The 25,679-nt window shown below is 41.3% G+C and carries 22 protein-coding genes and 2 pseudogenes; 12 read left to right on the top strand and 12 right to left on the bottom strand.

Going from position 1 to position 25,679, the window contains the following annotated elements:
* Window positions 1-534 precede the first annotated feature (534 nt).
* Window positions 535-1,218: a response regulator gene (locus tag V7K79_RS13685; RefSeq protein ID WP_335048407.1), complete on the bottom strand. Its 684-nt coding sequence runs from the start codon at window positions 1,216-1,218 to the stop codon at window positions 535-537.
* A 234-nt stretch (window positions 1,219-1,452) separates the two neighbouring features.
* Here V7K79_RS13685 and lipA point away from each other — a divergent pair, with 234 nt between their 5' ends.
* Window positions 1,453-2,367, top strand: coding sequence for a lipoyl synthase (gene lipA / locus V7K79_RS13680; protein WP_335048405.1), 915 nt, complete (start codon window positions 1,453-1,455; stop codon window positions 2,365-2,367).
* Between the two features lie 194 nt (window positions 2,368-2,561).
* Entirely contained in the window at window positions 2,562-2,699 is a 138-nt protein-coding gene (locus tag V7K79_RS13675) for a photosystem I protein PsaX (RefSeq protein ID WP_104907558.1), read from the top strand.
* 21 nt (window positions 2,700-2,720) lie between these two features.
* Here V7K79_RS13675 and V7K79_RS13670 read toward each other — a convergent pair whose 3' ends face one another.
* Window positions 2,721-3,587 (bottom strand): branched-chain amino acid ABC transporter permease, encoded by an 867-nt coding sequence (locus V7K79_RS13670; RefSeq protein WP_335048404.1) that lies wholly within the window; start codon window positions 3,585-3,587, stop codon window positions 2,721-2,723.
* Between the two features lie 208 nt (window positions 3,588-3,795).
* Between V7K79_RS13670 and hrmK the strand changes: the two genes are divergently transcribed.
* Together hrmK and larE are read left to right on the top strand one after the other, a co-directional pair.
* Window positions 3,796-5,649, top strand: coding sequence for a hybrid histidine kinase/response regulator HrmK (gene hrmK / locus V7K79_RS13665; protein ID WP_335048402.1), 1,854 nt, complete (start codon window positions 3,796-3,798; stop codon window positions 5,647-5,649).
* Between the two features lie 98 nt (window positions 5,650-5,747).
* The gene (gene larE, locus V7K79_RS13660; RefSeq protein WP_335048400.1) at window positions 5,748-6,578 is read left to right on the top strand and encodes an ATP-dependent sacrificial sulfur transferase LarE; all 831 of its coding nucleotides are present in this window, start codon (window positions 5,748-5,750) and stop codon (window positions 6,576-6,578) included.
* A gap of 25 nt (window positions 6,579-6,603) precedes the next feature.
* Here larE and V7K79_RS13655 read toward each other — a convergent pair whose 3' ends face one another.
* Entirely contained in the window at window positions 6,604-6,960 is a 357-nt protein-coding gene (locus V7K79_RS13655) for a DUF4864 domain-containing protein (protein WP_335048399.1), read from the bottom strand.
* A gap of 45 nt (window positions 6,961-7,005) precedes the next feature.
* A complete protein-coding gene (locus tag V7K79_RS13650) occupies window positions 7,006-8,061 on the bottom strand; it encodes an SGNH/GDSL hydrolase family protein (RefSeq protein WP_335048397.1) in 1,056 nt (351 codons plus the stop codon).
* 912 nt (window positions 8,062-8,973) lie between these two features.
* On the opposite strand from V7K79_RS13650, the gene V7K79_RS13645 reads away from it, so the two are divergent.
* Window positions 8,974-9,168, top strand: coding sequence for a hypothetical protein (locus V7K79_RS13645; RefSeq protein WP_292740248.1), 195 nt, complete (start codon window positions 8,974-8,976; stop codon window positions 9,166-9,168).
* A gap of 76 nt (window positions 9,169-9,244) precedes the next feature.
* Here V7K79_RS13645 and V7K79_RS13640 read toward each other — a convergent pair.
* From V7K79_RS13640 to psaA, 6 genes and pseudogenes are all read right to left on the bottom strand, one after another.
* Window positions 9,245-9,532 (bottom strand): annotated as a pseudogene (locus V7K79_RS13640) (DNA methyltransferase); the annotation flags it as partial.
* A 58-nt stretch (window positions 9,533-9,590) separates the two neighbouring features.
* Window positions 9,591-9,857 (bottom strand): annotated as a pseudogene (locus V7K79_RS13635) (cyanase); the annotation flags it as partial.
* A gap of 398 nt (window positions 9,858-10,255) precedes the next feature.
* Entirely contained in the window at window positions 10,256-10,462 is a 207-nt protein-coding gene (locus tag V7K79_RS13630) for a hypothetical protein (protein ID WP_335048396.1), read from the bottom strand.
* Window positions 10,452-10,853: a hypothetical protein gene (locus V7K79_RS13625; RefSeq protein ID WP_335048394.1), complete on the bottom strand. Its 402-nt coding sequence runs from the start codon at window positions 10,851-10,853 to the stop codon at window positions 10,452-10,454. The genes V7K79_RS13630 and V7K79_RS13625 overlap by 11 nt, the downstream gene beginning before the upstream one ends.
* Before the next feature lie 62 nt (window positions 10,854-10,915).
* Window positions 10,916-13,147, bottom strand: a complete 2,232-nt coding sequence (gene psaB, locus V7K79_RS13620) for a photosystem I core protein PsaB (protein ID WP_335048392.1) — start codon at window positions 13,145-13,147, stop codon at window positions 10,916-10,918.
* A 114-nt stretch (window positions 13,148-13,261) separates the two neighbouring features.
* On the bottom strand, window positions 13,262-15,520 hold the full coding sequence (psaA, locus tag V7K79_RS13615) for a photosystem I core protein PsaA (RefSeq protein WP_335048391.1): 2,259 nt from the start codon (window positions 15,518-15,520) through the stop codon (window positions 13,262-13,264).
* A gap of 539 nt (window positions 15,521-16,059) precedes the next feature.
* On the opposite strand from psaA, the gene V7K79_RS13610 reads away from it, so the two are divergent.
* Both V7K79_RS13610 and V7K79_RS13605 read left to right on the top strand, forming a co-directional pair.
* Window positions 16,060-17,733 (top strand): hypothetical protein, encoded by a 1,674-nt coding sequence (locus V7K79_RS13610; RefSeq protein WP_335048389.1) that lies wholly within the window; start codon window positions 16,060-16,062, stop codon window positions 17,731-17,733.
* A 184-nt stretch (window positions 17,734-17,917) separates the two neighbouring features.
* Window positions 17,918-19,702, top strand: a complete 1,785-nt coding sequence (locus tag V7K79_RS13605) for a sensor histidine kinase (RefSeq protein ID WP_335048387.1) — start codon at window positions 17,918-17,920, stop codon at window positions 19,700-19,702.
* Here the strand turns inward: V7K79_RS13605 and glsA are convergent.
* On the bottom strand, window positions 19,699-20,613 hold the full coding sequence (glsA, locus tag V7K79_RS13600; protein ID WP_335048386.1) for a glutaminase A: 915 nt from the start codon (window positions 20,611-20,613) through the stop codon (window positions 19,699-19,701). The two genes, V7K79_RS13605 and glsA, sit on opposite strands and share 4 nt — an antisense overlap.
* Before the next feature lie 111 nt (window positions 20,614-20,724).
* Here glsA and V7K79_RS13595 point away from each other — a divergent pair, with 111 nt between their 5' ends.
* A complete protein-coding gene (locus tag V7K79_RS13595; RefSeq protein ID WP_335048384.1) occupies window positions 20,725-21,312 on the top strand; it encodes an RICIN domain-containing protein in 588 nt (195 codons plus the stop codon).
* Window positions 21,313-21,447: 135 nt separating this feature from the next.
* On the opposite strand, the gene V7K79_RS13590 is transcribed toward V7K79_RS13595, so the two are convergent.
* Window positions 21,448-21,600, bottom strand: coding sequence for a hypothetical protein (locus tag V7K79_RS13590; protein WP_335048383.1), 153 nt, complete (start codon window positions 21,598-21,600; stop codon window positions 21,448-21,450).
* Window positions 21,601-21,950: 350 nt separating this feature from the next.
* On the opposite strand from V7K79_RS13590, the gene V7K79_RS13585 reads away from it, so the two are divergent.
* From V7K79_RS13585 to V7K79_RS13570, 4 genes are all read left to right on the top strand, one after another.
* Complete coding sequence (locus V7K79_RS13585; RefSeq protein WP_335048382.1) at window positions 21,951-23,465, top strand: thioredoxin-like domain-containing protein; 1,515 nt, start codon at window positions 21,951-21,953, stop codon at window positions 23,463-23,465.
* Window positions 23,466-23,676: 211 nt separating this feature from the next.
* The gene (locus tag V7K79_RS13580; RefSeq protein WP_335048381.1) at window positions 23,677-24,060 is read left to right on the top strand and encodes a KGK domain-containing protein; all 384 of its coding nucleotides are present in this window, start codon (window positions 23,677-23,679) and stop codon (window positions 24,058-24,060) included.
* 10 nt (window positions 24,061-24,070) lie between these two features.
* Window positions 24,071-24,421, top strand: a complete 351-nt coding sequence (locus V7K79_RS13575; RefSeq protein WP_335048892.1) for a DUF952 domain-containing protein — start codon at window positions 24,071-24,073, stop codon at window positions 24,419-24,421.
* A gap of 324 nt (window positions 24,422-24,745) precedes the next feature.
* Window positions 24,746-25,663 (top strand): RluA family pseudouridine synthase, encoded by a 918-nt coding sequence (locus V7K79_RS13570; protein WP_335048891.1) that lies wholly within the window; start codon window positions 24,746-24,748, stop codon window positions 25,661-25,663.
* The last annotated feature ends 16 nt before the right edge of the window (window positions 25,664-25,679 follow it).

Genomic DNA, 25,679 nt, shown 5'->3' with positions numbered 1-25,679 from the left:
TTTTTCAAAAAATTGTCATAGGCTCTATTTTACGAAAGCTTTGTATTTGGAATTTACTAAGACGTAGCTGTTACGGTAGTTTTCTAAGCTATAGGTTTTGACTAGGCTATGAAAAATCGAGGTTTTTGGTGATGATATATTGAGTTTGGAACTGAACTATTTCTGCGAAGATAGGATATTCATTTCGGATCAATTTGAGAATGACTGATTTTTGGTCTTTTTCTCTAATGCCCTAATCAACTAGGGTTTTACTGCCTGAGTAGATTTGTTTAGTAATACGATAGCCAAGAAACGAATATAATGTATCCAAATTAAGTTAAGTACACATCAAAACCTCACTCTCAACCCCTCCCCGAACTAACGAAGAGGGGAGATAAAGCACAGCTTTACCAGGATGAGGTTAAGCTGTACTTTACTAAAAAATGATGATTTGTCAACATAAGTGTTTTTGAACTAACTATTTTTACCCGCTTTTTATCAGACACCAGTATAGATGGTGTATTTTTGGCTGCGATAATATAACGAGCCCAAATACTACTTAATTTTTTGTTTAATAAAAGTCACAACCTGAGTTAGCTGTTTCTTCAAACCATCAATTTCTGCTTGCATTTTGACAATTTTCTCATTCAATGCTTTAATTTCTGCGTCGGAGACTCCTCCAGTAATAGGGGTTGCGTTGCTTGCCGCCGTAGGCATCGCAGTATTTTCAGCACTAGGAATTGCTACTGCAACATTGGCGACGCTAGGGACTGCTACCGCAACATTAGCCACACTAGAGGTTGCAACTGTGCCATTTTTAACAGCAACTGCTGCTCCTACTGGGACTAGTTCTGGACGTGGCTGTTTCGCCTTGGCCATAGCTAGCTTAATCGCACCAATTAGTTGTTTCTGATCAAAAGGCTTGCCCAGAAATTCAAAATATTCAAATGGTTCTGTGATTTTCTCCGTCACCTCTTCCTTGCGACCAGACATGATCACTAAAGGAATTTTCCTTAGTTCCGGATCGGCTTGAACTTTCTGAAAAACTTCCCAGCCACTCATTTTAGGCAACAGGAAATCTAACATAATTAGGCTGAGTTTTTCCTTAAGGATGAAATTCAGTCCTTCTACACCGTCTTTTGCTTCCAGTACCTCAAAATTGCCCGGAGGCAACATTTCTCGTACTTTTACCCTGACAACTGTAGTGTCATCGATAACTAAAATCTTGTTGCTTGCCACGACTGTTTGCTCTAACAGAAACTATAAGTGTAAATAGCGGCTTTGCCGATTGTCCTTGAGAATCCTCCCACTATATACAAAATTTCTAGCAATTGGGGGATAGTATATTTCGGTATAAATGACATTGCTAGAGGTGTTTTGCAAAACTTGTGCTCGCCCTCTTTTCAATTTGTGTCATGGTGATATTTGATCAACAGACCACTACATCTATATCCGCATCTTGCTGGGATGTCTATGATTTCGTCACAACAAGCCGAACTAAAGTCTGAAATTACGGCAATGCCTAGCTGGTTACGTCGCCCGATTGGCAAAGCCAGCGAAATCTCTACCGTACAACGCATTATTAAGCAGCGCCAAATTCACACAATTTGCGAAGAAGGGCGCTGTCCCAACCGGGGAGAGTGCTATGCCCAAAAAACAGCAACTTTCTTACTAATGGGGCCTACTTGCACACGCTCTTGTGCTTTCTGTCAAGTAGATAAAGGTCATGCACCGATGCCTCTTGATTTAGAGGAACCCCAAAAGATAGCACAGGCGGTGCAGCTTTTGGAATTACGTTATGTGGTGCTAACTTCTGTAGCCCGTGATGACTTGCCCGATCAGGGGGCAGGGCACTTTGTAAAGACGATCGCGACTATCCGTCAATTGAACCCAGAGACTCAAATTGAAGTGCTGACCCCAGATTTTTGGGGTGGTGCTGGTGTTGGAGAGTCAGGTCAACGCCAGCGAATAGCGATGATTGTCAAAGCCAAACCAGCTTGTTTTAATCACAATATCGAGACAGTGCAACGCTTAACTGGGCCAGTGCGTCGGGGAGCCAAATACGCTCGCTCGCTCTTGGTACTGGCTATGGTTAAAGAAATCGATTCAACAATTCCCACCAAATCAGGTTTGATGCTGGGACACGGAGAAACATTTGATGAAGTCATTGAAGCAATGGCTGATTTAAGGACTGTGGGGTGCGATCGCTTGACTATTGGGCAGTATATGCGTCCTTCTCTAGAACATTTGCCAGTCCAAAAATATTGGACTCCAGAGGAATTCGATCAACTCGGCAGATTAGCATGGGAAATGGGATTCAATCATGTTCGTTCTGGGCCTCTGGTTCGCAGTTCCTATCATGCTGGAGAGGAGGGAGTGGGGGAGTAGGGAGCAGGGGAGCAGGGGAGCAGAGGAGGCAGGGGAGAAGTTGCAGTAAGTTTTTCCCCTGTGCCCCTCTGCCCCTCCGCCTCTTGTGCCCAATGCCCAATTCCTAACTTCACACAAATATTCTTAAAGAATTTGGATATTTGGTACACCAGTTTGGTATTTCTTAAAAAGTCCTGACTTAGGAGAACCGCATTATGACTGCTAAAGCTAAGAATTCCCCAGTTGCCGACAGTGGAGCTAAACCTCCCTACGCCTTTCGCACAGGCTGGGCGCTGTTATTATTAGCTATCAACTTCCTGGTAGCAGCCTACTATTTCCACATTATTCAATAGTTAGAAGTGGAGTGGTGCTGCTCAAATCGTTCCTTTGAATAAACCTTTGGGACGAATGAGCAGCACCAAAATCATGATCAACAGTGCGACACCTTGTTTATACTGTGAACCCAGCCAAGGCGTGCTGATTTCCTGGACGATGCCAATGATAAAAGCTGCTGCGATCGCACCGTAGGGGTTGCCAATCCCACCAAGAATTACTGAGGCAAACAATGGTAATATTAAGAACCATCCCATATTCGGGCGCACAGCTGTAATTAACCCATACATACTTCCGCCCAAAGACGTAAGAGTGCCAGCTATTAGCCAAGTCCAAAAAATTACTCGGTCAACATTGATACCTGAAACCCTGGCTAAATCAAGATCGTCGGCAACTGCTCGCATCGCTTTACCAATTTTGGTATTTTGCAACAGGTAATGCAGCGCTAAAATTGCTAGCACCGCCAACCCTAATACCAATAATTGATTTTGCGGTATCTTTAAACCCAAAATATCTAAAGCCGGAGTAACAGGTAAATTATAATTTTGGTTTTTGCCGCCCCAGATAAAAATAATTCCATTGCGAAGAAATAAGGCAAGCCCGATAGAAATAATAATCAGCGTAGTGGAAGTAGCACGGATAGAGCGCATCTTTGACCACAGTAACTTTTCCGATAACAGCATTGCTGCCACTGTTCCTGCTGCTGCCAGGATCATTGACAGCCAAATATTGACTCCAATGGTGTTTATCAGCCAAGTTAGATAGGCTCCTAAAGTGAGAAAGTCACCATGAGCAAAGTTAGACAGCCGTAAAATTCCATAAGTAAGAGTCAGTCCAACTGCGGCTAGAGCAATAATGCTCCCCACCGCAATCCCATTAACGATTAGTTGGGCGAATTGTGCATCCATTAGTCTTAAGTTACGTTTGGAAAATTTTAGGTTAGTAGTTCATACAATAATTTTTTTTTGAACTAGCTGCTAAACTCGACATCATAAGTTATGGTTTATAACAACATAAGTTATCGTTTATAAATAAAAAAGAATTCTCGGCTAATATACATAAAATCCTTTTGGGATTTTTATGCAAAGCTAAACTTGTCAAGCGGTCTAGTTGACCATGCAGCAGTATTCAAGCTTACCAGACCATAACTCACTGATAGATGCAACGCCAAAACTTTTGATAACAACAGAGCAACTTCGCGCGCAGCTGTGGCTGGAGAGCAGCTTAAACCAGTTGCAAAGTCGTCTTAATGATTGCTTGCTTTCTGCTTGTAACACTGTCCCACAGCCAGAAGCCGCACAAGCGGAAATTTTCCAAACCGTGGTTAACGAGATTAATAGTGCTGTGAACAGCACTACTAATCTGGCACTTTCAGAATGTGCCGTAGGCATCGCTATGTGTCAACCACAAGAAACTGTTGCCACAGTTTGTTATATTTCTCGTTCTCTATCCTCAAATTCACCACCTTTTTTTCTAAAAGTGCTAACAGCAGAAAAAAAGCTGCCATTGAGGTTACAAGAGGTCATAAAACTTGAAGATTTGCAACAGCTTGAGAATCAACAACTACCGAGCGCTTGGCGGTTAGCTGATGATTCTGGCAGCCTTATGGGCTGGCTAATTATCGCTACCGCGCCCCTAAGTTCTGCTCATGAGTCGCTCATAGAATCGCAAGCTCAACTCAGATCGCAATTGATGGCAAGGTCTGCCAAACACTGTACTACAGCCTTAGTACAACTTAGACATATCCTATCTTGGCAGCAACAATGTCAACAGTTAAGTAACTCTAATCAAGAATTGGAGCGCACCAATCAACTGAAAAATCAGTTTCTGGCAAACACCAGCCATGAAATTCGCACATTGCTTAGTTGTATTACTATGCCGGTTTCCATGCTTTTAACCCCAGGGTTTGAAGCAACTATAGAAAGCCTGCGAAACTATTTAAATATCATTCAGTCTAGTGCCAAGCACTTGCTAACTCTGATTAATGATATTTTGGATCTTTCTAAAATTGAAGCAAATCAGCTAGAAGTAAACTGGAAAACACTAGATGTGCAATTCGTATGTGACAGTATTTTCGCACTGGTGAAAGAGAAAGCTGCTGATAAAGGTTTAAAGCTACGTCTAGAAATTGACTCCGATATCACAACCCTAGTAGCTGATGAATTGCGACTCAAGCAAATGCTGTTGAATTTACTCTTGAATGCCCTAAAGTTTACTAGGGAAGGAAGTGTTGGCTTAGAGGTTGTTCTTGAAGGTGTATTTGTGCATTTTACAGTTTGGGATACTGGCACTGGCATTTCCCAAGAAGACCAAGTTCAACTGTTTCAACGTTATTATCAAATTGCCAAGGCTGATGGTGTTGAAGGTACTGGTTTGGGTTTAGCACTGACTCAAAAACTCGCCCAAATTCACGGTGGTTCTGTGAAAGTGGAATCTGAAGTAGATCGCGGCTCCCGTTTTACCCTTATACTTCCCCTTAACCAAGAGACAGGAGCAGGGGGAGCAGAGGAAGCAGTGGAAGCAAAATTTTCCTCATCTCCTGTGCCATTGACTCCTAGTTCTTCTGTAGAGATTTTGCTGGTAGAAAATGATTTACCCAATGCTAATTTGATGCAAATTTATCTATGTAAATTGGGATATCAAGTGACTTGGGTTAAAAATGCTGCTGAGATGTGGGAAGCTCTAACACAGTTAGATCCGGCGGTAATTTTAATGGATGTTTTTCTGGCAGATGGAAATGGTCTGAACTTGGTGCAACAACTGCGAGAACATCAGCAATATCAAACGATTCCGGTAATTGTTCAGACAGCAATGGCGATGAAAGGCGATCGCGAAACCTGTCTAGCAGCTGGAGTAAATGATTATATTTCTAAACCGATTGATTTACCGCTTTTAGCCAGTCTGGTGGCCAAGTACAGTCAAGCACCAACCTTGATTGATGGAGAGTGGGGATTGGGGAGTGGGGAGTGAGGGAGACAAGAAGAAACCATGCCCAATGCCCAATGCCCCATAACTAATGACTACAATATAAATGATTGGGTGCTGTAGGGTTTTGGCAGGATTGGGAAATGATGCTGACAGAAAAATTTGAGCAATTAAGAGCCTTATTTAGAGAAATGGAGCAGGCGTTGATTGCCTACTCTGGAGGCGTTGATAGCACTTTGGTTGCCAAAATTGCTTATGATGTGTTGGGCGATCGCGCCTTGGCTGTCACGGCTGTTTCTCCTTCGCTGTTACCAGAAGAATTGGAAGACGCGAAAATTCAAGCTGCAACTATCGGGATTCCTCATAAAATCGTCCAGACTCACGAGATGGAAAATCCCAATTACACTTCTAACCCGGTTAATCGTTGTTATTTTTGCAAAAGTGAGTTGCACGATACTCTCAAACCTTTAGCTTTACAGTTGGGTTATCCCTATGTAGTGGATGGGGTGAATGCTGATGATTTGCATGATTATCGCCCAGGAATTCAGGCAGCCAAAGAAAGAGGGGCGCGATCGCCTTTAGCAGAAATAGGTGTCACCAAAGTAGAAGTTCGCCAACTTTCGCAACAACTCGATTTACCTTGGTGGGATAAACCTGCTCAACCTTGTCTGAGTTCCCGGTTTCCTTACGGTGAAGAGATTACTGTGGCTAAGTTGCAACGAGTTGGTAGAGGGGAAATTTATCTGCGAAAACTAGGTTGGCAAAGTTTGCGCGTGCGATCCCAAGGGGATACAGCACGTATTGAATTACCACCAGAACAAATCAAAGAGTTTGTGCTGACTAACGATTTACAAACGTTAGTTTCGGCATTTCAAAATTTTGGATTTATTTACGTAACCTTAGATTTAGAAGGTTATCTTAGCGGTAAGTTAAATCAGGTTTTAAATAGGGAAGCCTTGGGCGTTAAAGTATAGGATTTTAATTGTATAAATATAGAGTTTATTTACCTTCTAAAGAAACTAGAAAGCAACCGTTAATCCTCCAGATATTATCGAGCTGTTTTTCCATAAAATACAAAGCCCTCAAGGGGACTCCATCAGGAGCAAGTAGCAGTACTGGTTGAGTTATGTTTCCCTGGATAGTTGTTATTTTCTCAAAAAAGATAGAACGAGGACGGTATACTGCTGGGTAGCTTGTCTTTACCATCTGCATAAAATTTTCTGGGGTTCCAAATTGCGCCTGAATCGCTGGACTAGCATAGGCAAAAGCGCTTTGGGCATCATCTTTTTTAAAAGCTGCCAATTGGTATTCAATTACAGAACGTATATTGATGGCATCGATATCAGGAACTTCCATAAATTTAAAAATTGCGAGCGCTCCAAGTGTCGGCAAAGCGATCGCTTAATTCTCAAGCTGAGTGAGCTTGTATTCTATCTGCTGTAGTGCTGTTCGCCACACATCATATCCCTCTTGAGACAGGTGTAACCCATCTGTGGTCAACTCTGGACGCATATTGCCTTCCATATCTGTAAACCAGCTATAAATATTGAGATAATTAGCACCTTCTTGTTTGGCAATCACGGTTAGTTGGATGTTGATGTGACGAATACGGCTATTGGAAATTTTTGGTAGACGAGTAGGCAAAATTGATTGGACAATGATTTGAGCTTGGGGGTGAGCTTGCCGTAAACGACGGACAATTCGGCGATAATTACGCAAAATTGTTTCATCACTAGCGCCTTTTCGTAAGTCGTTAATCCCAGCCATGATGTAAATTACATCTGGCCGCGTTGCCGAAAATGCTCCCAATCTTTTTAAAACGCCACTAGAAGTATCTCCAGATATGCCTTGATTCAGCCACAACTTACCGGCAGGCAGTTTTTCTCTGGGAAACCACATACTCAAAGAATCACCAACTAAAATACTTAGATGATTGGCTCCTTGACCTTGAGCAAGAGCTCTAGCTTCTAAAGCTAATAAACTTTTCCAGTCGTCATAAGTTAGTTGACGTTTCTTGATCGACTCCCACAATGATTGCAAATTATCGCTATCTACGCGTGTATAAATCTGACCTGTTTTCAGAGCTGCCAATCTTTGGTAGTAAAGTTGATTCCCAGATGTCAATAAGAGGCTAGTTGCTTGGGCGTTGGGGTTGAGTGATGACTCTGTTGATACTGGTAATGCCTGACTGCTGAATTCTGGTACGCTAGGGACGTTTTTCTCACCTACTATCGGCTGTGAACTTTTTAGGGGTTGGAACGCTTGAGTGCTGAGTTCTGGTAAGGAGAGATCGACGCTATTGATAATTTTTGTACTGGCTATTGTCTGCGAACCCTGTTTTAAATCCCACAGGAATCTAGAACTTTCTGGCAGGACAATTGACAGATGTGGAAGAGCCGATGCTGGTATTGCTAATCCTGTTAACAAGCCTGCTGCCAACAGATAAGGGTCCCTCATCGCTTTCTCTCTCCTCTACTCACTGCTTTTCCATATCACGGTATTAGTTGCCTGTATTCAGGAAAATTTTACTTCGGTTAAGTTATTATTCTTATTTACGCTGTATATTTCTGTAAAGCGTGTTCATAAGATTATATTCGACAATTTACAATCTCTTTAAAGTACAGTTTTCTCGGTGGTATAAAAGTCTTATTTGTGCGAATACTTCTACTGAAAGCACTGTTTTCATCAGCCGACTACTTTTCTAACTCAGTTATCACAAATATTACTAGTGTTTGCAAACTCGGCGATTAGTAAGTGACTTTTGAGGATCTCAAAACAAAGGTTTTGCTTTTGATGTTGCTAATATGTGAAATAAACATGATATTTTAGGTTTCTAGATTTTAGTCAATTGTCGCGATCGCTTGAGAGTTTGCTAGACCGAGAACGCTACGGTAACACTTCAATATTTTTCACTTTCTCATGTAAAATTAAGCAGTCCAAATGCACTATTTATTAAAGATGTGATTAGTTCAGATTAAAGATTCGATAACTAGCAAAAGTGAAAACATAATCAATAAAAGAAGTTTCTGACCATTTTGGGCTAATTTGCGACAACAGTTAACTTTACTACTATCTACAAATTAGCTCGTATTTTTAATGTGATGATTGAGGACTTAGTGGAAATTATGGATAACTAAGCAAAAGTTTAACTGTTAAGAATATTGATATCATACGATGATGTGTCCTCAATGAGCAAGTACCACATTTGCCATACTAAGAATTTGAGAATTCTCTATATATAATTTGAAACTTATGTTTACTCATTGAAGTATGAGTTGAAACACACTTAAATTAAGTTTTAACTCTAGAGAATAACCTCATTGAAAGTGCTAAGATTTAGGCTTAATCATTAGTGTTTCCTTTTCTTCTGTGGCTAGAGCTAGTACAGCGATTGGTGTCAGTCCTATTATTAAAGAGATTGTGCAAAAACAGGCACATTCCACACGTTTGACCCTGAAAGAAGTTATTCTAATGGGTATGTTAGCTATTGATAAACTAGATGATCGAGGTCGTCAAGAGCTAGCCGATCAAGTTCATCAAATGCAGGTGAATGGAGAGATTTAATTGAGTAACTATGAGTTAAGAGTTATGAGTTATAAATTTTAACTTTTCACTCCTGACTCTTTACTTAATTTGGTTATTAGCTAAATCGATAACTACTTCCCATTACATAATTTTCATTAATTTCAAAAGATATCCATCGACGTTGCAGATTTTCAGCAACAAAGCCGATTGTATTAGAACCTGCAAATGGACTTAATACTATATCATCTTCATCAGTTAAAAATTTGATGAAGAACTCGGCGATCCCTTGAAGAAAATGTGCTGGATGGGGTCTAATTTCTGCTGTTTTGCAGCGTCGAAAATAAGCACTACTCGATTCAGTATTAGCAATTTATAGTAAATTCGGCAAAATTGCACCTTGTGATTTTAACAAAGTTTTGGGGTTTAATTCCCCTGGCACAATTGCAGCACGAATTTAACGCCTAATTTAAATCACCGTTACAAAACGTAATTGCAAATGGGCGAAAAAACAAATTGCGAATTGTTTTAACGCGATCGCCTTCGGGATCTTCTTGTTTTTCCACATTTAAGGTAAAGTCAATGGCGCTCATAACCCTGTCGCCGAACTTGTTGTGAATCACGGCTTTGATTGGAAATCCCTATACCTGCATAATCTCGTAGAAACGATAAATTAGTGGGTCAGTTGGTACAACTAGGCCCAATCCTTTTACAGGATATTTAGTCAGTTCAATTTTAGGCGATCGCAGTTTTCACTAGCTTCATAACAGACTTGAGATTATATCAGTTTCAAAGCTTGAACCATTACTGTATTCAACTGCTGAACTTGATTTGCTCCTAATTTACCTATCCTTCTGGTGATTAGTCCACGCTCGCTCTATGGTAGTTATTCGAGTCACCCTAACTTTAGAAGCAACCTGTAATCCAGTACTAGTAAAATCTGGATCTGATGGTTCTAAAATGAACTCTTCTGGACTCAAACTATTTATATTTTGAGATGAAATAAAACATAAAGTGACATCATCGCCTATAGTGTCTATCTATAAAACTAAACCAGGGCGTAGCTTTGTTCCACTCAAGTCTGTAAATGGAAATGGAACCAAGACTATATCACCTTTTTGGAGAGACATTAGATAAGTTCTCCGTCGTCAAGTGAGTATATATCTGGTTCATTTTCAAGAAAGTTAAAGGTTTCTCCAGTCTGGGCAAGTAGCATTAAATCACGAGTTGAAGGCTCTGATAAATCGAAAAATAGTTTTTCTTCCAAAAGCGATCGCTCCTCATCAGAGAGAGATAGGATAGCTTGTAACAGTGATTCAATAAGTTTAGTGTTCATTTCGTATTTCGCTTTGTTTTACATACATTTTTTCTATTAATTGCTTTTCGTTTTTTCCTTTTGGTATCTGTATGAGACACAACAGGATACCGAGTTCTTCTTCATCTTCTTGGTCAAGTAATTCAAATTGTGTATATTCATCCTCCATTAAGGAGTAACGTGCTTCTTCTTCATTAGAAAATGTGTATTTAGAACCATCACAATCTAATATCTCAGTGGATAAATCATCGTAGGTTATTAACCTTGCCCAATTTAAGTTAGGAAAACTAGACCACATGAGCCACCAACTTTCTTTGAGAATAGGTTTTTCTTGGAATTGCATTTTATTTCCATTTCTTTTTATAGTATCTTCAACTTTTCTTACTGTAGTTTTAAACTTAATTAATTTCACAAAAAATCCCCCACCTTGCGGCAGGGGATTTTTATTACTTACCTACAAAACTAGCAGTTGAATTAACCGAACTTACCAGCAGTAGAAGCAATCAAGAATGCTGCGTAAGTTACGATGTAGCCAACAGTGAAGTGAGCTAGACCAACTACACGAGCTTGAACAATTGACAGAGCCACGGGCTTGTCCTTCCAGCGAACTAGGTTAGCCAAAGGAGTGCGTTCGTGTGCCCAAACAAGGGTTTCAATCAACTCTTGCCAGTAACCTCTCCAGGAGATTAAGAACATGAAGCCAGTAGCCCAAACTAGGTGTCCAAATAAGAACATCCAAGCCCAAACAGACAGGTTATTCACGCCGTAGGGGTTGTAACCGTTAATCAACTGAGCAGAGTTAGCCCAGAGGTAATCGCGGAACCAGCCCATGAGGTATGTAGAGTTCTCATTGAACTGAGCTACGTTGCCTTGCCAAATACCTAGATGCTTCCAATGCCAGTAGAATGTCAACCAACCAATGGTGTTGAGCATCCAGAATGTAGCGAGGTAGAAGGAATCCCATGCTGAGATGTCGCAAGTACCGCCACGACCGGGTCCGTCGCAAGGGAAGGCATAGCCGAAGTCCTTTTTATCGGGCATCAGCTTAGAACCACGGGCATCCAAAGCACCTTTGACCAAGATCAAGGTGGTGGTGTGCAGACCTAAAGCGATCGCATGGTGTACCAAGAAGTCGCCAGGGCCAATTGTTAAGAACAGGGAGTTAGTACCAGCATTGATGGCATCTAACCAGCCTGGCAACCAAACGTTAGCGTAGTTGGGCCATGCTGTGTAAGCAATACTATCTGGGTTAGATAACAAAGCATCTAGACCGTACAGTACTTTACCGTTAGCAGCTTGGACAAATTGAGCAAACACTGGCTCAATCAAGATTTGCTTTTCAGGAGTTCCAAAAGCAACTACTACGTCGTTGTGTACGTACAGACCAAGGGTGTGGAAGCCCAAGAAAAGGGATACCCAGCTAAGGTGGGAAATAATCGCTTCTTTGTGCTTCAATACACGGTCAAGGACGTTACCTTTATTTTGCTCTGGGTCGTAATCACGTACCCAGAATATTGCTCCGTGAGCAAAAGCACCAAGTATCAGGAAACCAGCAATGTATTGATGGTGCGTGTACAGCGCTGCCTGAGTCGTGTAGTCCTTCGCAATAAATGCGTAGGAAGGCATGGCGTACATGTGCTGCGCTACCAGAGAGGTGACGGTTCCCAGAGCAGCTAGGTGAATACCTAACTGGAAGTGCAACGAATTGTTATAGGTGTCGTACAACCCTTGGTGAGGAAGGTTGAACTGACCTTCACTGCTAGTACCAGGTACTAAACCAGCTTTGGAGTTCAGCATTTCTTTGATGCTGTGACCAATCCCGAAGTTAGTCCGGTACTGGTGGCCGGCAACGATGAAGATAACTGCGATCGCTAGGTGGTGATGAGCTATGTCAGTCAACCACAAAGCTTCTGTCTGGGGATGGAAACCACCCAAGAAACTCAGAATTGCAGTTCCTGCACCTTGCGATGTCCCAAAGATATGTCCTGGTGTGTCAGGGTTTTGAGAGTAAACACCCCAGTTACCCGTAAAGAATGGTGTCAAACCTGCTGGGTGGGGTGGGGTACTCAAAAAGTTATCCCAACCTACGTGCTGACCGCGAGCTTCGGGAATAGCAACGTGAATTAAGTGACCAGCCCAAGCCAAAGAACTAACACCAAACAAACCTGCTAAGTGGTGGTTTAGGCGATGTTCAGCGCTCTTAAACCATGCCAAGCTAGGACGGAACTTGGGTTGCAAGTGTAGCCAACCAGCGAACAAGAATACAGCTGCGAATAACAGCAAGAACACTGAACCGTTGTACAGTTCGCCGTTCGTCCGCATTCCGATGGTATACCACCAATGGTAGAGACCAGAGTAGGTAATGTTTACCGGATTGCTAGCGCCCGCTTGGGTAAAAGCTTCGATCGCTGGTTTACCGAAGTGGGGGTCCCAAATCGCATGGGCAATGGGACGGATGTGAAGGGGATCTTTAATCCACTGTTCAAAGTTACCTTGCCAGGCTACGTGGAACAGGAGGCTGGATGCCCACAGGAAGATGATTGCCAAGTGACCGAAGTGAGTTGCGAAAATCTTTTGGTAAAGATTTTCTTCCGTCATGCCATCATGGGTTTCAAAATCGTTGCCTGTAGCGATCGCATACCATATCCGACGAGTCGTCGGGTCCTGTGCGAGATCCTGGCTAAATTTGGGAAATTTTGTCGCCATAGGTTTAATAAATCCTCTGACCTTTAGCCATCAAGTATCAGCGTCTAGAGTCCTGAATACCAAGTTTTGAGTATTTATCTCAGCACTCAGCACTCAGCACTCCACAACTGATTGCTACCCTACCGAAAGGATGTGTGCATGGAAGAATGCCCAAGTTGTGGCAATTCCTCCTAAGAGGTAGTGAGCTACCCCTACAGCCCGACCCTGAATAATGCTCAGAGCGCGAGGCTGAATTGCTGGAGCTACCTTCAGTTTATTATGCGCCCAAACAATGGACTCAATTAGTTCTTGCCAGTAGCCGCGACCACTGAACAGGAACATCAAGCTGAATGCCCAAACAAAGTGAGCGCCTAAGAACATGAGTCCATAGGCAGATAGTGCACTGCCGTAGGAATTGATGACTTGTGTAGCTTGTGCCCACAAGAAGTCTCGCAACCAACCGTTGATGGTAAGTGCACTTTGGGCAAAGTTATCACCAGTGATGTGAGTCACTACACCATCTGCATCTACGGTTCCCCAGACATCTGATTGCATCTTCCAACTGAAGTGGAAAATTACAATAGACAAGGAGTTGTACATCCAGAAGAGTCCGAGGAATACGTGATCCCAACCAGAGACTTGACAGGTACCACCACGACCGGGGCCGTCGCAAGGGAAGCGGAAGCCCAAGTTTGCTTTGTCTGGAATCAGACGAGAGCTACGGGCGTACAGCACACCTTTAAGCAGAATTAGGACTGTGACGTGAATGGTGAAAGCATGAATGTGGTGAATTAGGAAGTCCGCTGTTCCCAAAACAATGGGTGCAGCTGCCACTTTTCCGCCAACAGCCAAGACACCGCCGCCAAAGACATAGCTAACTGGTTCTAGAGCATTGGGTGCAGTTGTACCAGGAGCCAAGGCATGGATATTTTGTATCCACTGGGCAAATACTGGCTGCAATTGAATCCCTGTATCAGAGAACAAGTCTTGAGGACGACCCAATGCACGCATTGTGTCGTTGTGGATGTAAAGTCCAAAGCTATGGAAGCCGAGGAAAATACATACCCAGTTCAGGTGAGAAATAATCGCGTCACGGTGACGAATCACCCGATCCAGCAAGTTGTTTTGATTCACAACTGGATCGTAATCCCGCACCATGAAGATCGCAGCGTGAGCCGCTCCACCAACAATCAAGAAACCACCGATCCAAATATGGTGAGTGAATATACACAACTGCGTCGCGTAGTCAGTTGCCAAATATGGATAGGGGGGCATCGCGTACATGTGATGCGCGATGATAATGGTCAGCGAACCCAAGAAGGCTAGGTTAGTAGCCAACTGAGCGTGCCAAGATGTGGTCAGGTTTTCGTAGAGACCTTTGTGACCTTCACCTGTGAAAGGACCTTTATGGTTTTCCAGAATCTCTTTAATACTGTGACCAATACCCCAGTTGGTACGGTATTGATGACCAGCAACGATAAAGAGAACTGCGATCGCCAAATGGTGATGAGAAATATCAGTCAACCACAAGCCCCCTGTTACTGGGTTCAGACCGCCCTTGAAGGTCAGGAAGTCAGCATACTGACCCCAATTCAAGGTGAAGAAAGGTGCTAAACCAGCAGCAAAACCGGGATACAACTCGGTCAACAAGTCTTTGTTCAAGATGAACTCGTGGGGCAAGGGTATATCTTTGAGAGCAACGCCTGCATCCAAAAGCTTGTTGGTCGGTGCGGACACGTGGATTAAGTGACCTGCCCATCCCAAGGAACCACAACCTAGCAATACTTGCAAGTGGTGATTCAACATCGACTCCACATTCTGGAACCATTCCAGTTTGGGAGCGCGTTTGTGGTAGTGGAACCAGCCGGCAAATAGGAACAAGCCTGCTAATACCAAGCCACCGATCGCAGTTACATAAAGCTGGAAGGAGTTTGTAATACCCCAGCCACGCCATACTTGGAACAAACCTGAGGTGATTTGAATACCGTGGAAACCACCGCCTACATCACCGTTTAAAATGTCTTGTCCCACAATGGGCCAAACGACCTGGGCACTAGGCTTAACGTTTAACGGGTCGGTTAGCCAAGCTTCGTAGTTAGAAAACTTCGCGCCGTGAAAAATCATCCCGCTCAACCAAATCGTCACTACGGCTAAGTGGCCAAAGTGGGCTGAGAATATCTTCCGGGATATGTCTTCTAAATCGCTTGTATGTGTATCAAAATCATGGGCGAGTGCGTGCAGGTTCCAAATCCATGTGGTGGTTTTGGGACCTCTGGCTAAGGATTTGTCAAAGTGCCCAGGTTGCGACCATCTCTCGAAAGACGTTGGAACTGGGTCGTTATCGACGATTACTCTTGCCTTTTTCTCCTCTCGCTCCGGAGGACTTATTGTCATTCGACCTCCTCTCTTGATAAGGAATGAGGAATCATGTGTACCACAAAATGAACCATTACCGACATAACTCCAGAATTTTACTGAAGCCGCGATCAAGACCCGATGTGGAGAGTTGTTTCTCGTTGAATTATAAAGTCTTCACTTGTACATTGTTAGAGATATTTTAACAATAATTCAAACTTGATCAAATATTGCTGAAATTCATGCCTTAACTGGCTTTTAATTTCAAACTTTTTGTCCAAAAGTCAATAGTTTCTCTATTTAATTTACAAACAATAACAATTCTTAAAATTTATGGGTTAGCTGTATGCAGTTAATGTCCCAGTTTTTACCGCTATTACTTATGAACATTTGTATCATATTTCAATTTTTGCAAGTAAAAGGCTGTATGAAATATGACTTAATTTTAAAATTTTCTGAAATACAAAGGAAAACTGATGGGATGTGAGGCAGATTTCACCCTTTGGGCTATAGTTCCAGATGGACAGTTTGAGCCAAAATAATCTGTCAATTGTCGAAGACTATCACTGGTGCAACGCATGAACTTGTGGCAGAAAAGGGTGTTAAAGAAATTCTTCCCTCAAAGGTTCCCAATTCTTAGGTGGGTAATAACATTGGTGCTGGTATTAAGCTTGACCAGTTGTGGCGAAAAAGCCGACAGTCAGGAAGTATCTACTGGCTATAAAGAAAATTCTCCACAGATTTCTCAGATTTCAAAGCAATTTTCGGAAGTTTCCCCTCCATCTGTTATTCAAGAACTGCGTCCAATTTTGGAAGTTTATCAGCCACAAGTGACAATTGTTACTCCCAAAATTGATGAAGTTGTTCAAGATAACAAAATTACAGTTAGTTTTCAGGTTAAGGATCTACCAATATTTAAAGACCCACAATTACAACTTGGGCCACATCTACACGTAATTCTGGATAATCAACCTTATATACCTGTTTACGACCTAAATCAGCCCTTGGTATTGCCAGACTTATCTCCAGGTAGTCATACCCTGCGTGTCTTTGCCTCTCGTCCTTGGCATGAAAGCTTTAAAAATGAAGGCGCTTATGCCCAAACAACATTTCACATCTTCACCAAAACTGACGACAACACCCCAGATCCTAAATTACCCCTGCTAACTTACAGTCGTCCTCAAAGTAGCTACGGGGCAGAACCAATCTTATTAGACTTTTACCTAACTAATGCTCCTCTGCACCTCGTTGGTAAGGAAAACCCCAACGACGAGTTCAGTGATTGGCGCATTCGCTCCACTATTAATGGTGAAAGCTTTATTTTTGATCGCTGGCAAGCAGTTTATCTTAAGGGCTTCCGTCCAGGGAAAAACTGGGTAAAGCTAGAATTTCTCGATAATCAGGGAAATCCTGTCAAAAATGCTTTTAATACTACAGTTAGATTAATTGACTACCAGCCAAAGGGTAAAGACACTTTATCAAGAATTGTCAGAGGAGAACTCACAGCAGATGAGGTGCGCCCTATTGTAGACCAGAATTATAAACTTGCACCGAAACCTATACCCACACCTTCTATTGAAAAAACACCCCCAACACAACCCAAGGTAGAAAAAGAGCTGATTCCTGAAACTGAAATTCCAGAACAATCTAAAACACAGCCGGAAAAACCAAAATTAGAAGTTCCAACGGCTGCACCATCTCCTAGCTTGTCGCCAACGCCACCAAAAATTATTGAGTCTCCAGCACCAGAACCACAGCCAGAGGTAACACCAACTCCTGAATCAACGCTTTTACCCGAAAAAGTAACGCCTCAGCCAACAAAACCTAGATTTGGCGGATTTTTTAACCGTAGGGCTGGTAAAGTTCCCACCCCAGAAGCACCAGTTGCACCATCTCCTAGTTTGCCACCCACGCTACCAGAGATTATTGAGTCTCCTACACCAGAAATAATTACACCAACACCAGAACCACAGCCAGAGGTAACGCCAACTCCTGGATCTACACCATTACCCAAAAAAGTTACGTCTCAGCCAACAAAATCTAGATTTGGCGGATTTTTTAACCGTCTAACAGGTAAAACACCTACTCCCCAAGTAACAATTGCTCCATCTCCTAGTTTGCCACCCACGTTACCAGAGATTATTGAGTCTCCTACACCAAAAATAATTACGCCAACACTAGAACCACAGCTAGAGGTAACGCCAACTCCTCCATCTGCTGAATTACCCGAAAAACAAGTGCAACAGCCATAAAAAATAGGATTTAGTTTTATACCTAAAAGGCTGGTAGAGGCAGCAAAGAAGTGAAATAAATCATTTTTCTTCTGCCTCATTGGACTCAGCAATATGCGTTAGAAAATTTCAAAATTTTTGCTTTTACTGAATAACTGGGGAATTCTAAGTAGACATTGACTCTTATTGCTTACTTAGGATTAATATGGCTTTCCAGACTCCAGATTCAGATTTTCCATCAGTTTCCGGTGATATGGCCGCTGTCCAATTGGGCCGAAAAGGGTGGTTCTCAAAAATTACCAACGGCCTGAATATTGGTAACAAAATTAAATTTGGTTACAGTCTTGCCCTTGGTGTAGGAATTGTCGGAACCACAATTGGGTTAGTTTTAGGAGATCGCTATCAGCAACAGGCGTTGCAGCAACAGCAAAATGCCTTTAAGGAACTCAATTTACTCTATCGCCTCCAGACAAGTATCCTGCAAACCCGGACACACCAGCAGCAACTTATTCCCTTAGTGGGAAATCTAAAGCTGTACACAGAGGAATATACCCACATTACTAATACACATGTACCTGAAATGAAGCAGGTTTGGTTGGAACTCGAAACGTATATAAAAACTGTAGATTATACCAACCAAAAGAACACTGAGAATATTCCCCGGATGTTAAAAACTTATGAAGGTGTATCAGAAACTTATATCCAGCAACTTGAAGAACTATTTCAGCAACTTGATTTATCTCCTCAAACTGAGAATAAAATTGCGATCGCTCAACGACGGCTGTTGAAGTTTACCAATAGTGAGTTAGCACTTAAGTTTGACGCTATCTCTGATGAACTGGTTACTGTGATCAATAACTCTTATGAGGAATTACAAGCAGCAACGACGACGTTCAAGACAGTAGCACAAATACGCATTCAAATTATTGTTGCTAGCATTCTGTTGTCAGCAATAATTGCCACTTTTTTAGCTTTTTTGACGAGTCGAACCATTACCCATCCCGTCGAAGTGCTGACGAATGTAGCGCAGCGAGTCACCAAAGAATCTAACTTTGATCTGCAAGCACCTGTCATAACTACAGATGAAATTGGCATACTTGCTACTGCATTTAACCAAGTTTTGCATAGGGTTAAATGCTTACTAGAAGAACAGCAACTAGCTGCCTTTCGTCAGCAACAAATGCAAGAAGCGCAATTGCTTCAAAGTGAGAAAATGTCTAGTTTAGGACGAATGGTAGCTGGCATTGCCCACGAAATTAATAATCCGGTAAATTTTATCTACGGCAATTTAGATCCTGCTATTCAGTATGTAGACGATTTATTAGCATTATTACAAACCTATCGCCAAGAAATACTTAATCCACCTCTAGCGGTACAAAACCACGCCACCGAAATTGATGCAGAATTTGTGGAAGAAGATTTACCTAAAGTTTTGCAGTCAATGAGGTTCGGCGCCGATCGCGTCCGACAAATTGTCTTGAGTTTGAAAAACTTCTCTCGTTTAGATGAAGCAGAAGCTCATGCAGTCAATTTGCATGAATGTATTGAGAGTACGCTACTCATCCTCAATAACCGGATCAAAAAAGGTATCACGATTGAGCGCTGCTACGGTGATATTCCCAACATTGAAGGTTTTTCTAGCTCGCTTTACCAAGTGTTCATGAATATTATCAACAATGCGCTTGATGCTTTGGAAGAACAGCACAATACTCAAGACAAACCACGAATTACGATCGCTACCGAACTTCAAGACAAAAACTGGGTAATTGTCCGTATTGCTGATAACGGTTCTGGTATTGCCCCTGATACTCAAGAGAAAATTTTTGAGATGTTCTTTACCACCAAACCAACAGGCGTTGGCACTGGGATGGGACTTTCGATTAGTTATCAGATTGTTGTCGAAAAACATGGAGGACAACTAATTTGTAAATCTGAGGTGGGTGGTGGTACGGAATTTACTATTTCTCTCCCCATCAAAAGCAGGATTTAGCCAAAAATACTCAACTGCAACTCTTGTGCTAAAGCCTCAACAAAGACAAGCCCTGCTACCGGATTTCCTACCTCATCCAAAGCGGGACTATAACAAGCGATCGCTCCCTCACCTGGTACTATTGCTACAAGCCCACCACCAATCCCTGATTTCATTGGTAAACCAATTCTGACTGCAAACTCGGCAGAAACTTCGTATAGTCCACAAGTTGACATTACAGCATTGACAATCCGACGGTTTTGTGAGGATAAATAACTATTTTCACAAGCTAGCAGTTTTCCTAACAGAGCTAAATCTTCAACTCTTCCAGAAATACAGCATATTTGCTCATAAGTGTCAAGTGCTGTATCAATATTTTCTAGATGACCAGTTTCGGCGAGATAATTAGCGATCGCTTCATTGACTTTTGAACGGGTTAATCGCACCGAAGCCAGCATCACCTCATCTAAGATTAGTTGACAACCTGCTAATTGGTTGAGCCATTGACAAAATAAAACAGTGCGTTGATTAGCGTCTTTTCCTGGTAACTTATCAGACAGGGTAATTGCCCCACTATTAATCATCGGATTGCGGGGGTGTCCGCGATCGCTAATTAATTGTTCTAAAGAATTGAAGGGTGCATCTGATGGTGCAACACCAACCCAGCCGAAAACCGTTTCTGCTCCTAGATGTTCTAGCAGATAAAGTAGAGAGAATGTCTTAATAACGCTCATTAGCGGGAAAATACAAGCTGTATCCCCAAAGCTGATATTTTTCCTTGATTTACAGCAGATGTGAACTGCAAACCAACCTGGATCGGCTAAAGCTAGTTGAGGAATGCGATCGATAACTTGTCCTCGTTTAGCTTGGGTTTTGACTAATTGCACCCAGGCTGATAACTTCGTAATAGTTAGTTTATCAAATACTTTCAAATTGTAAATTTTCTAAAAGTTAATTTATTAGATAGTAAGTAAACAGTATACTCTGAACCTGATTAAGGCTTTGTAATACCGTAGAAACACGAGATTAACGAGAAAAAACTTGTGAAACCTAATTTAAAAAAGCGTACAGCGATCGCAGTTGGCTTGGTCGGGTCACTGTTATGGGGAACAACTTGCGTTCTAGAAAATCAAAATGCTATTGCACAAGTAGGGGGAATGTTTATAAGAAACGAACTATCAAACAAGTGCATTGATGTATCTGGAGATCCTGGGACCGCTAATGATACGCAATTGATACTTGCTAATTGCGAACTATCTGGATTTAGCGCTTCTGGTAAGATCACAGATCAGAAATGGGAATTTATTCGTGGGGGATTTATCAGAAATAAATTATCCAACAAATGCATTGATGTAGAGGGACAGCCTGGCACAGTTACTGGTGCGCGATTAGTACTTTCTGATTGCGAAGTATCTGGATTTAGCCCTTCTTTTGAAACCACAGACCAGAGGTGGGAATATATTGGTGCAGGATTTCTTAGAAATGGATTATCCGACAAATGCATTGCTGTATCTGGAGATCCTGGCACAGCTAATGGTACGCAATTGGTACTTTCTGATTGTGAAATATCTGGATTTAGCAGTTCTGGTAGAAGCTCAGATCAAAGGTGGCGGTGGCAACCAAGTTTTTAAGAGATTAAGGAACGGGGTGCAACGTTAAAAACATTTCTAATTTATGCAGTTATTGAAAGTTAGAAACTGGCAGTTCTCAAGACTAGCCAGTTTTAAGCTTTAAACTTGTTGGCATTTTAACTCTTGTGTTAATACTTAGCAGCACTTACTGGCTTCTCTTGCCTGTTGGCTAAACTGTTTGGCTTGCTCTTGGTTAGTTAAATATACTTCAGATGCTTTTTGCCTGAGTTCAACAGCTTGTTTACTGAGTTCTTGAATACGAGTCTTTAATTCTTCAATTGTTTTCATCTTTACTCCTGTTCTGAAATCACAATTTCCAAATTTTCGGCTTCTTCATAAAGTATATCTGCTCTACTAGCCAGCAAGCTAGCATCATCAAAATTATTGCTTACTATTGCTCTGTCATGAGCTTCTTACAACACATCAATGATTTCTTGTAATTGTGCGTAAGCTTGTAACAAGATATTTCTTGTTTGTGACTTCATATTTACTAGTTAAATATTTAATTCTCCTGGAATTAAACCGAAATTGAATTTTGTTTAAGTCTTTAGTAACAATACACGATAATATATCATTATTTTTCATCGACCTATTTCAAAAAATTAGTATAAACATCCTCTTGGAGCAAAGTATACTCTATGATTCCCCGTGTCAGAGCGCCAGAATTACCACAAAATTACTCTTGGCTCAATACCGATAAACCATTGTCTCTTAAACAATTCAAGGGTAGAGTTGTAATTTTGGATTTTTGGACATACTGCTGTATTAATTGTCTGCATATTCTGCCAAGCCTGAAATATTTAGAACAAAAATATAAAGATAGTCTTACCGTTATTGGTGTACATTCTGCCAAATTTGACAACGAAAAGGAAACAGAAAATATTCGCCAAGCTATTCTGCGCTACGACATTGAACATCCTGTTGTAGTAGATAGCGGTTTTCGGATTTGGGAAGAGTATACTGTGCGTGCTTGGCCTACATTAATAATTATTGATCCAGAAGGTTATGTGATTGCCCATATTTCTGGTGAAGGAAATCGTGACACTTTAGATGAGTTGATTCAAAAGTTAATTCAGCAACACCAAAACAAAGGCACAATTAATTTCCAAGAAATCAGCTTAACTTTAGAAAAACAGCGCCAACCATTAATCACACCTTTAGCTTTTCCTGGTAAAGTTCTAGCTACTCTAATGGGTTTATTCATTGCTGATTCTGGACATCACCGCCTAGTTATGAGTAGTTTCGACGGAGAAATTTTACATTTAATTGGTACTGGAAAATCTGGCTTAACCGATGGTGCTTTTAACGAAGCACAATTTTTTGCACCGCAAGGAATGGCTTATGATGTCGAAAATCAGATTCTTTATGTTGCTGATACAGAAAATCATGCGCTGCGGCGAGTTGATTTAAAGCACCAAATAGTCGAAACTATTGCGGGAACTGGCGAACAAAGCCGTAATATCAATCCTCATGGCGGTGCTGGTTTAGAAACCGCACTAAATTCCCCTTGGGATTTAGTGAAAGTAGGAAATACCCTATTTATTGCAATGGCTGGGCCACATCAAATTTGGCAAATGGATTTAGAAACTGGCATCATCAAAACTTATGCTGGTACTGGTGCAGAAGCGTGTATCGATGGTTCGCTTACTGAATCTGCCTTTGCTCAACCTAGTGGTATTACTAATAATGGGCAAGAATTATATATTGCTGACAGTGAAGTTAGTTCAATTCGTAGTGTTGGAATTGTCGAACCGTACCAAGTAAGAACTGTTTGCGGTAGTGGCGGTTTATTTGGTTTTGGTGATGTAGATGGACAAGGTGAAGATGTCCGTTTACAACACTGTTTAGGAGTGGAATATGCTCAGAATTTTTTGTGGGTAGCAGATACTTATAATCATAAAATTAAATTAGTAAGTCCCAGTGGCAATTGTCAAACAGTTTTGGGAGATGGTTCTGCTGGTTTACAAGATGGTCAAGGTAAGAATACTCGTTTTTTTGAACCTTCGGGATTGAGTGTTTTGAGTTCATATTTGTATATTGCTGATACTAATAACCACGCTATCCGCCGCGTAGATTTGAATACTCTTAAGGTGACAACGCTAGAGTTTTCTGGCTTATGTGCGCCAGATGTATGTATTCCGCCTAGTTTATAGAATGATTACCTCACAAAAAGGCGCATAGATGCAGAGTTTTTCTCAACACCTGTGCATAAATTTTAAAGGATAATTTTTTGAGATATTTAGTTATACTTTTTATTCAGTATTTTCACATAATTTATATTCAAAACATTACATTATAATCCATATTGGATAGAAAATCAAAAGTAATTACTACCAACTCTAAGTTGATATTTTAGGTGTTGATATGAAAAATAAATTTATTCCTTTAGAGTGTGGAGATGATGTTATCTTTTTTGAAAGTGATACCTTTAAAGTGAGTAAATTAAGAGAGCTAGTTATACGAGAAATTGTAAACAAATGGCATCAAAAAATTCCAAATGACAAAGCTAAAATCTTGGATGCTTCAGTGGGGAATCTATTTAGCAATATATCTGTTCGTGATGAGTTAATTACAATCAGTGAATTTTACCTAAATACTGTAAAAGATTGTCAATTTATTCAAAGTGGTAAAAACTTACAAAAAGGAAAATTAAAAATTAAGATATCTATATATCCTAATAGCCATCAGCCAAATAATGTATGTCTTGAATTTTACCCAGATGAAGATATCGAGAGAAAATCGTTTTGATACAAGCAACATGAACACCATTCTCCACATTACCAAACGCCAACAATGGGAACAAGCAAAAAATCTTGGTACATATCGCGCTAATTCGTTAGACAGCGAAGGTTTTATACATTGTTCAAAATCAACGCAAATACTCAAAGTTGCAAAAAGATTTTTTGATAATCAAAAAGAATTGGTACTACTTTTTATTGATTCTGAAAAAGTCCAAGCTGAAATTCGCTATGAACCTGCTGAAATAGGAGAATTATTTCCTCATATTTATGGTGAGTTAAATATTGGTGCTGTGTATCAGGTAATTGATTTTGAAGCTGGGGAAGATGGTTTATTTGATTTGCCGCAAGAAGTTATAAATTTAGAATAATCAACCACAGAGGCGCAGAAAACACGAAGGAGACATAGAGAGAATTTAAGCGATAGCTTTTGGCTAGCTAGGGCGTTCGTGGCTATATAAATACCCTCTAAACTCAGCTTTGTGGGTTTTGCTTGTGTAGACAAGAGTTTTTAACTGCCTAAATAAAGAAATTCCGCGCTTTACTTAAAGAACGGGAATTAATTTAGAGCAATTGTGACCGAATTTAATTTACAAATCCAAGAAAATAGCGATGGCTACGCCAACGGCAAGGGCGAACGCTTGTTAACTCCACTTGAGGATGCTACACCTAGCTTGCTTCCTCTTAAGAGTACGATACACTGCGTCAACACTAAAGGCGATCGCCTTGACCGTTACCTTTCCCAAGAATTACCAGACTTATCCCGTTCTCGCATCCAACAGTTAATCGAACAGGGTAACGTCCAACTTAACGACCAAGTTTGCACATCTAAGAAGATCAATGTCAAGCTAGGCGATCGCATCACTCTCGAAATACCAGAAGTTCAACCTTTAGAACTACAAGCAGAAGACATTCCCTTAGATATCCTTTACGAAGATGACCAGTTACTTATTCTCAACAAACCCGCAGGTTTAGTTGTTCATCCTGCGCCCGGTCATCCTGATGGTACTTTGGTAAATGCCCTATTGGCTCACTGTCCCAATTTACCAGGAATTGGCGGAGTCCAACGTCCGGGAATCGTCCATCGATTGGATAAGGATACAACAGGAGCGATCGCGATCGCTAAAACAGATATTGCCCATCATCATCTACAAGCACAACTCAAAGCAAAAACTGCACGACGAGAATACTTGGGCATAGTTTACGGTGCGCCAAAAACTGAAAGTGGCACTATCGATTTCCCCATTGGTCGCCATCCCCAAGACCGCAAAAAAATGGCTGTTATACCTGTTGAACAGGGCGGACGAGTCGCCGTCACTCACTGGAAAGTATTAGAACGTCTTGGTAATTTCACCTTAATTCACTTTCAATTAGAAACTGGACGCACCCATCAAATTCGTGTCCATAGCAGCAAAATAGGTCATCCCATTGTCGGCGACCCAGTTTATAGTTCTGGCCATTCCGTCGGGGTAAATTTGCCTGGTCAAGCACTCCACGCTTGGCGACTAAAATTGCAGCATCCCTTATCTGAAGAGTTGATTGAGGTGACAGCTACTCCTCCCGCCCACTTTAAAAAACTTTTAGAGATGCTAAAAAGACGAACTACACTATAAATTTATTCACCCCTTA

It is taken from the genome of Nostoc sp., from assembly GCF_036917575.1.
Taxonomy (GTDB): Bacteria; Cyanobacteriota; Cyanobacteriia; order Cyanobacteriales; family Nostocaceae; genus Nostoc.
The sequence above is the reverse complement of the archived record's forward strand: the minus strand, read 5'-3'. Positions and strand labels throughout refer to the sequence as shown.

Coding starts and splice junctions, on each gene's coding strand:
- psaA (WP_335048391.1), bottom strand. CDS start 15,520: ATGACAATAAGTCCTCCGGAGCGAGAGGAGAAAAAGGCAAGAGTAATC.
- V7K79_RS13610 (WP_335048389.1), top strand. CDS start 16,060: ATGAACTTGTGGCAGAAAAGGGTGTTAAAGAAATTCTTCCCTCAAAGG.
- V7K79_RS13630 (WP_335048396.1), bottom strand. CDS start 10,462: ATGAACACTAAACTTATTGAATCACTGTTACAAGCTATCCTATCTCTC.
- hrmK (WP_335048402.1), top strand. CDS start 3,796: ATGCAGCAGTATTCAAGCTTACCAGACCATAACTCACTGATAGATGCA.
- V7K79_RS13670 (WP_335048404.1), bottom strand. CDS start 3,587: ATGGATGCACAATTCGCCCAACTAATCGTTAATGGGATTGCGGTGGGG.
- larE (WP_335048400.1), top strand. CDS start 5,748: ATGATGCTGACAGAAAAATTTGAGCAATTAAGAGCCTTATTTAGAGAA.
- V7K79_RS13590 (WP_335048383.1), bottom strand. CDS start 21,600: ATGAAAACAATTGAAGAATTAAAGACTCGTATTCAAGAACTCAGTAAA.
- V7K79_RS13655 (WP_335048399.1), bottom strand. CDS start 6,960: ATGGAAGTTCCTGATATCGATGCCATCAATATACGTTCTGTAATTGAA.
- psaB (WP_335048392.1), bottom strand. CDS start 13,147: ATGGCGACAAAATTTCCCAAATTTAGCCAGGATCTCGCACAGGACCCG.
- V7K79_RS13675 (WP_104907558.1), top strand. CDS start 2,562: ATGACTGCTAAAGCTAAGAATTCCCCAGTTGCCGACAGTGGAGCTAAA.
- V7K79_RS13580 (WP_335048381.1), top strand. CDS start 23,677: ATGAAAAATAAATTTATTCCTTTAGAGTGTGGAGATGATGTTATCTTT.
- V7K79_RS13650 (WP_335048397.1), bottom strand. CDS start 8,061: ATGAGGGACCCTTATCTGTTGGCAGCAGGCTTGTTAACAGGATTAGCA.
- V7K79_RS13575 (WP_335048892.1), top strand. CDS start 24,071: ATGAACACCATTCTCCACATTACCAAACGCCAACAATGGGAACAAGCA.
- V7K79_RS13605 (WP_335048387.1), top strand. CDS start 17,918: ATGGCTTTCCAGACTCCAGATTCAGATTTTCCATCAGTTTCCGGTGAT.
- lipA (WP_335048405.1), top strand. CDS start 1,453: ATGATTTCGTCACAACAAGCCGAACTAAAGTCTGAAATTACGGCAATG.
- V7K79_RS13585 (WP_335048382.1), top strand. CDS start 21,951: ATGATTCCCCGTGTCAGAGCGCCAGAATTACCACAAAATTACTCTTGG.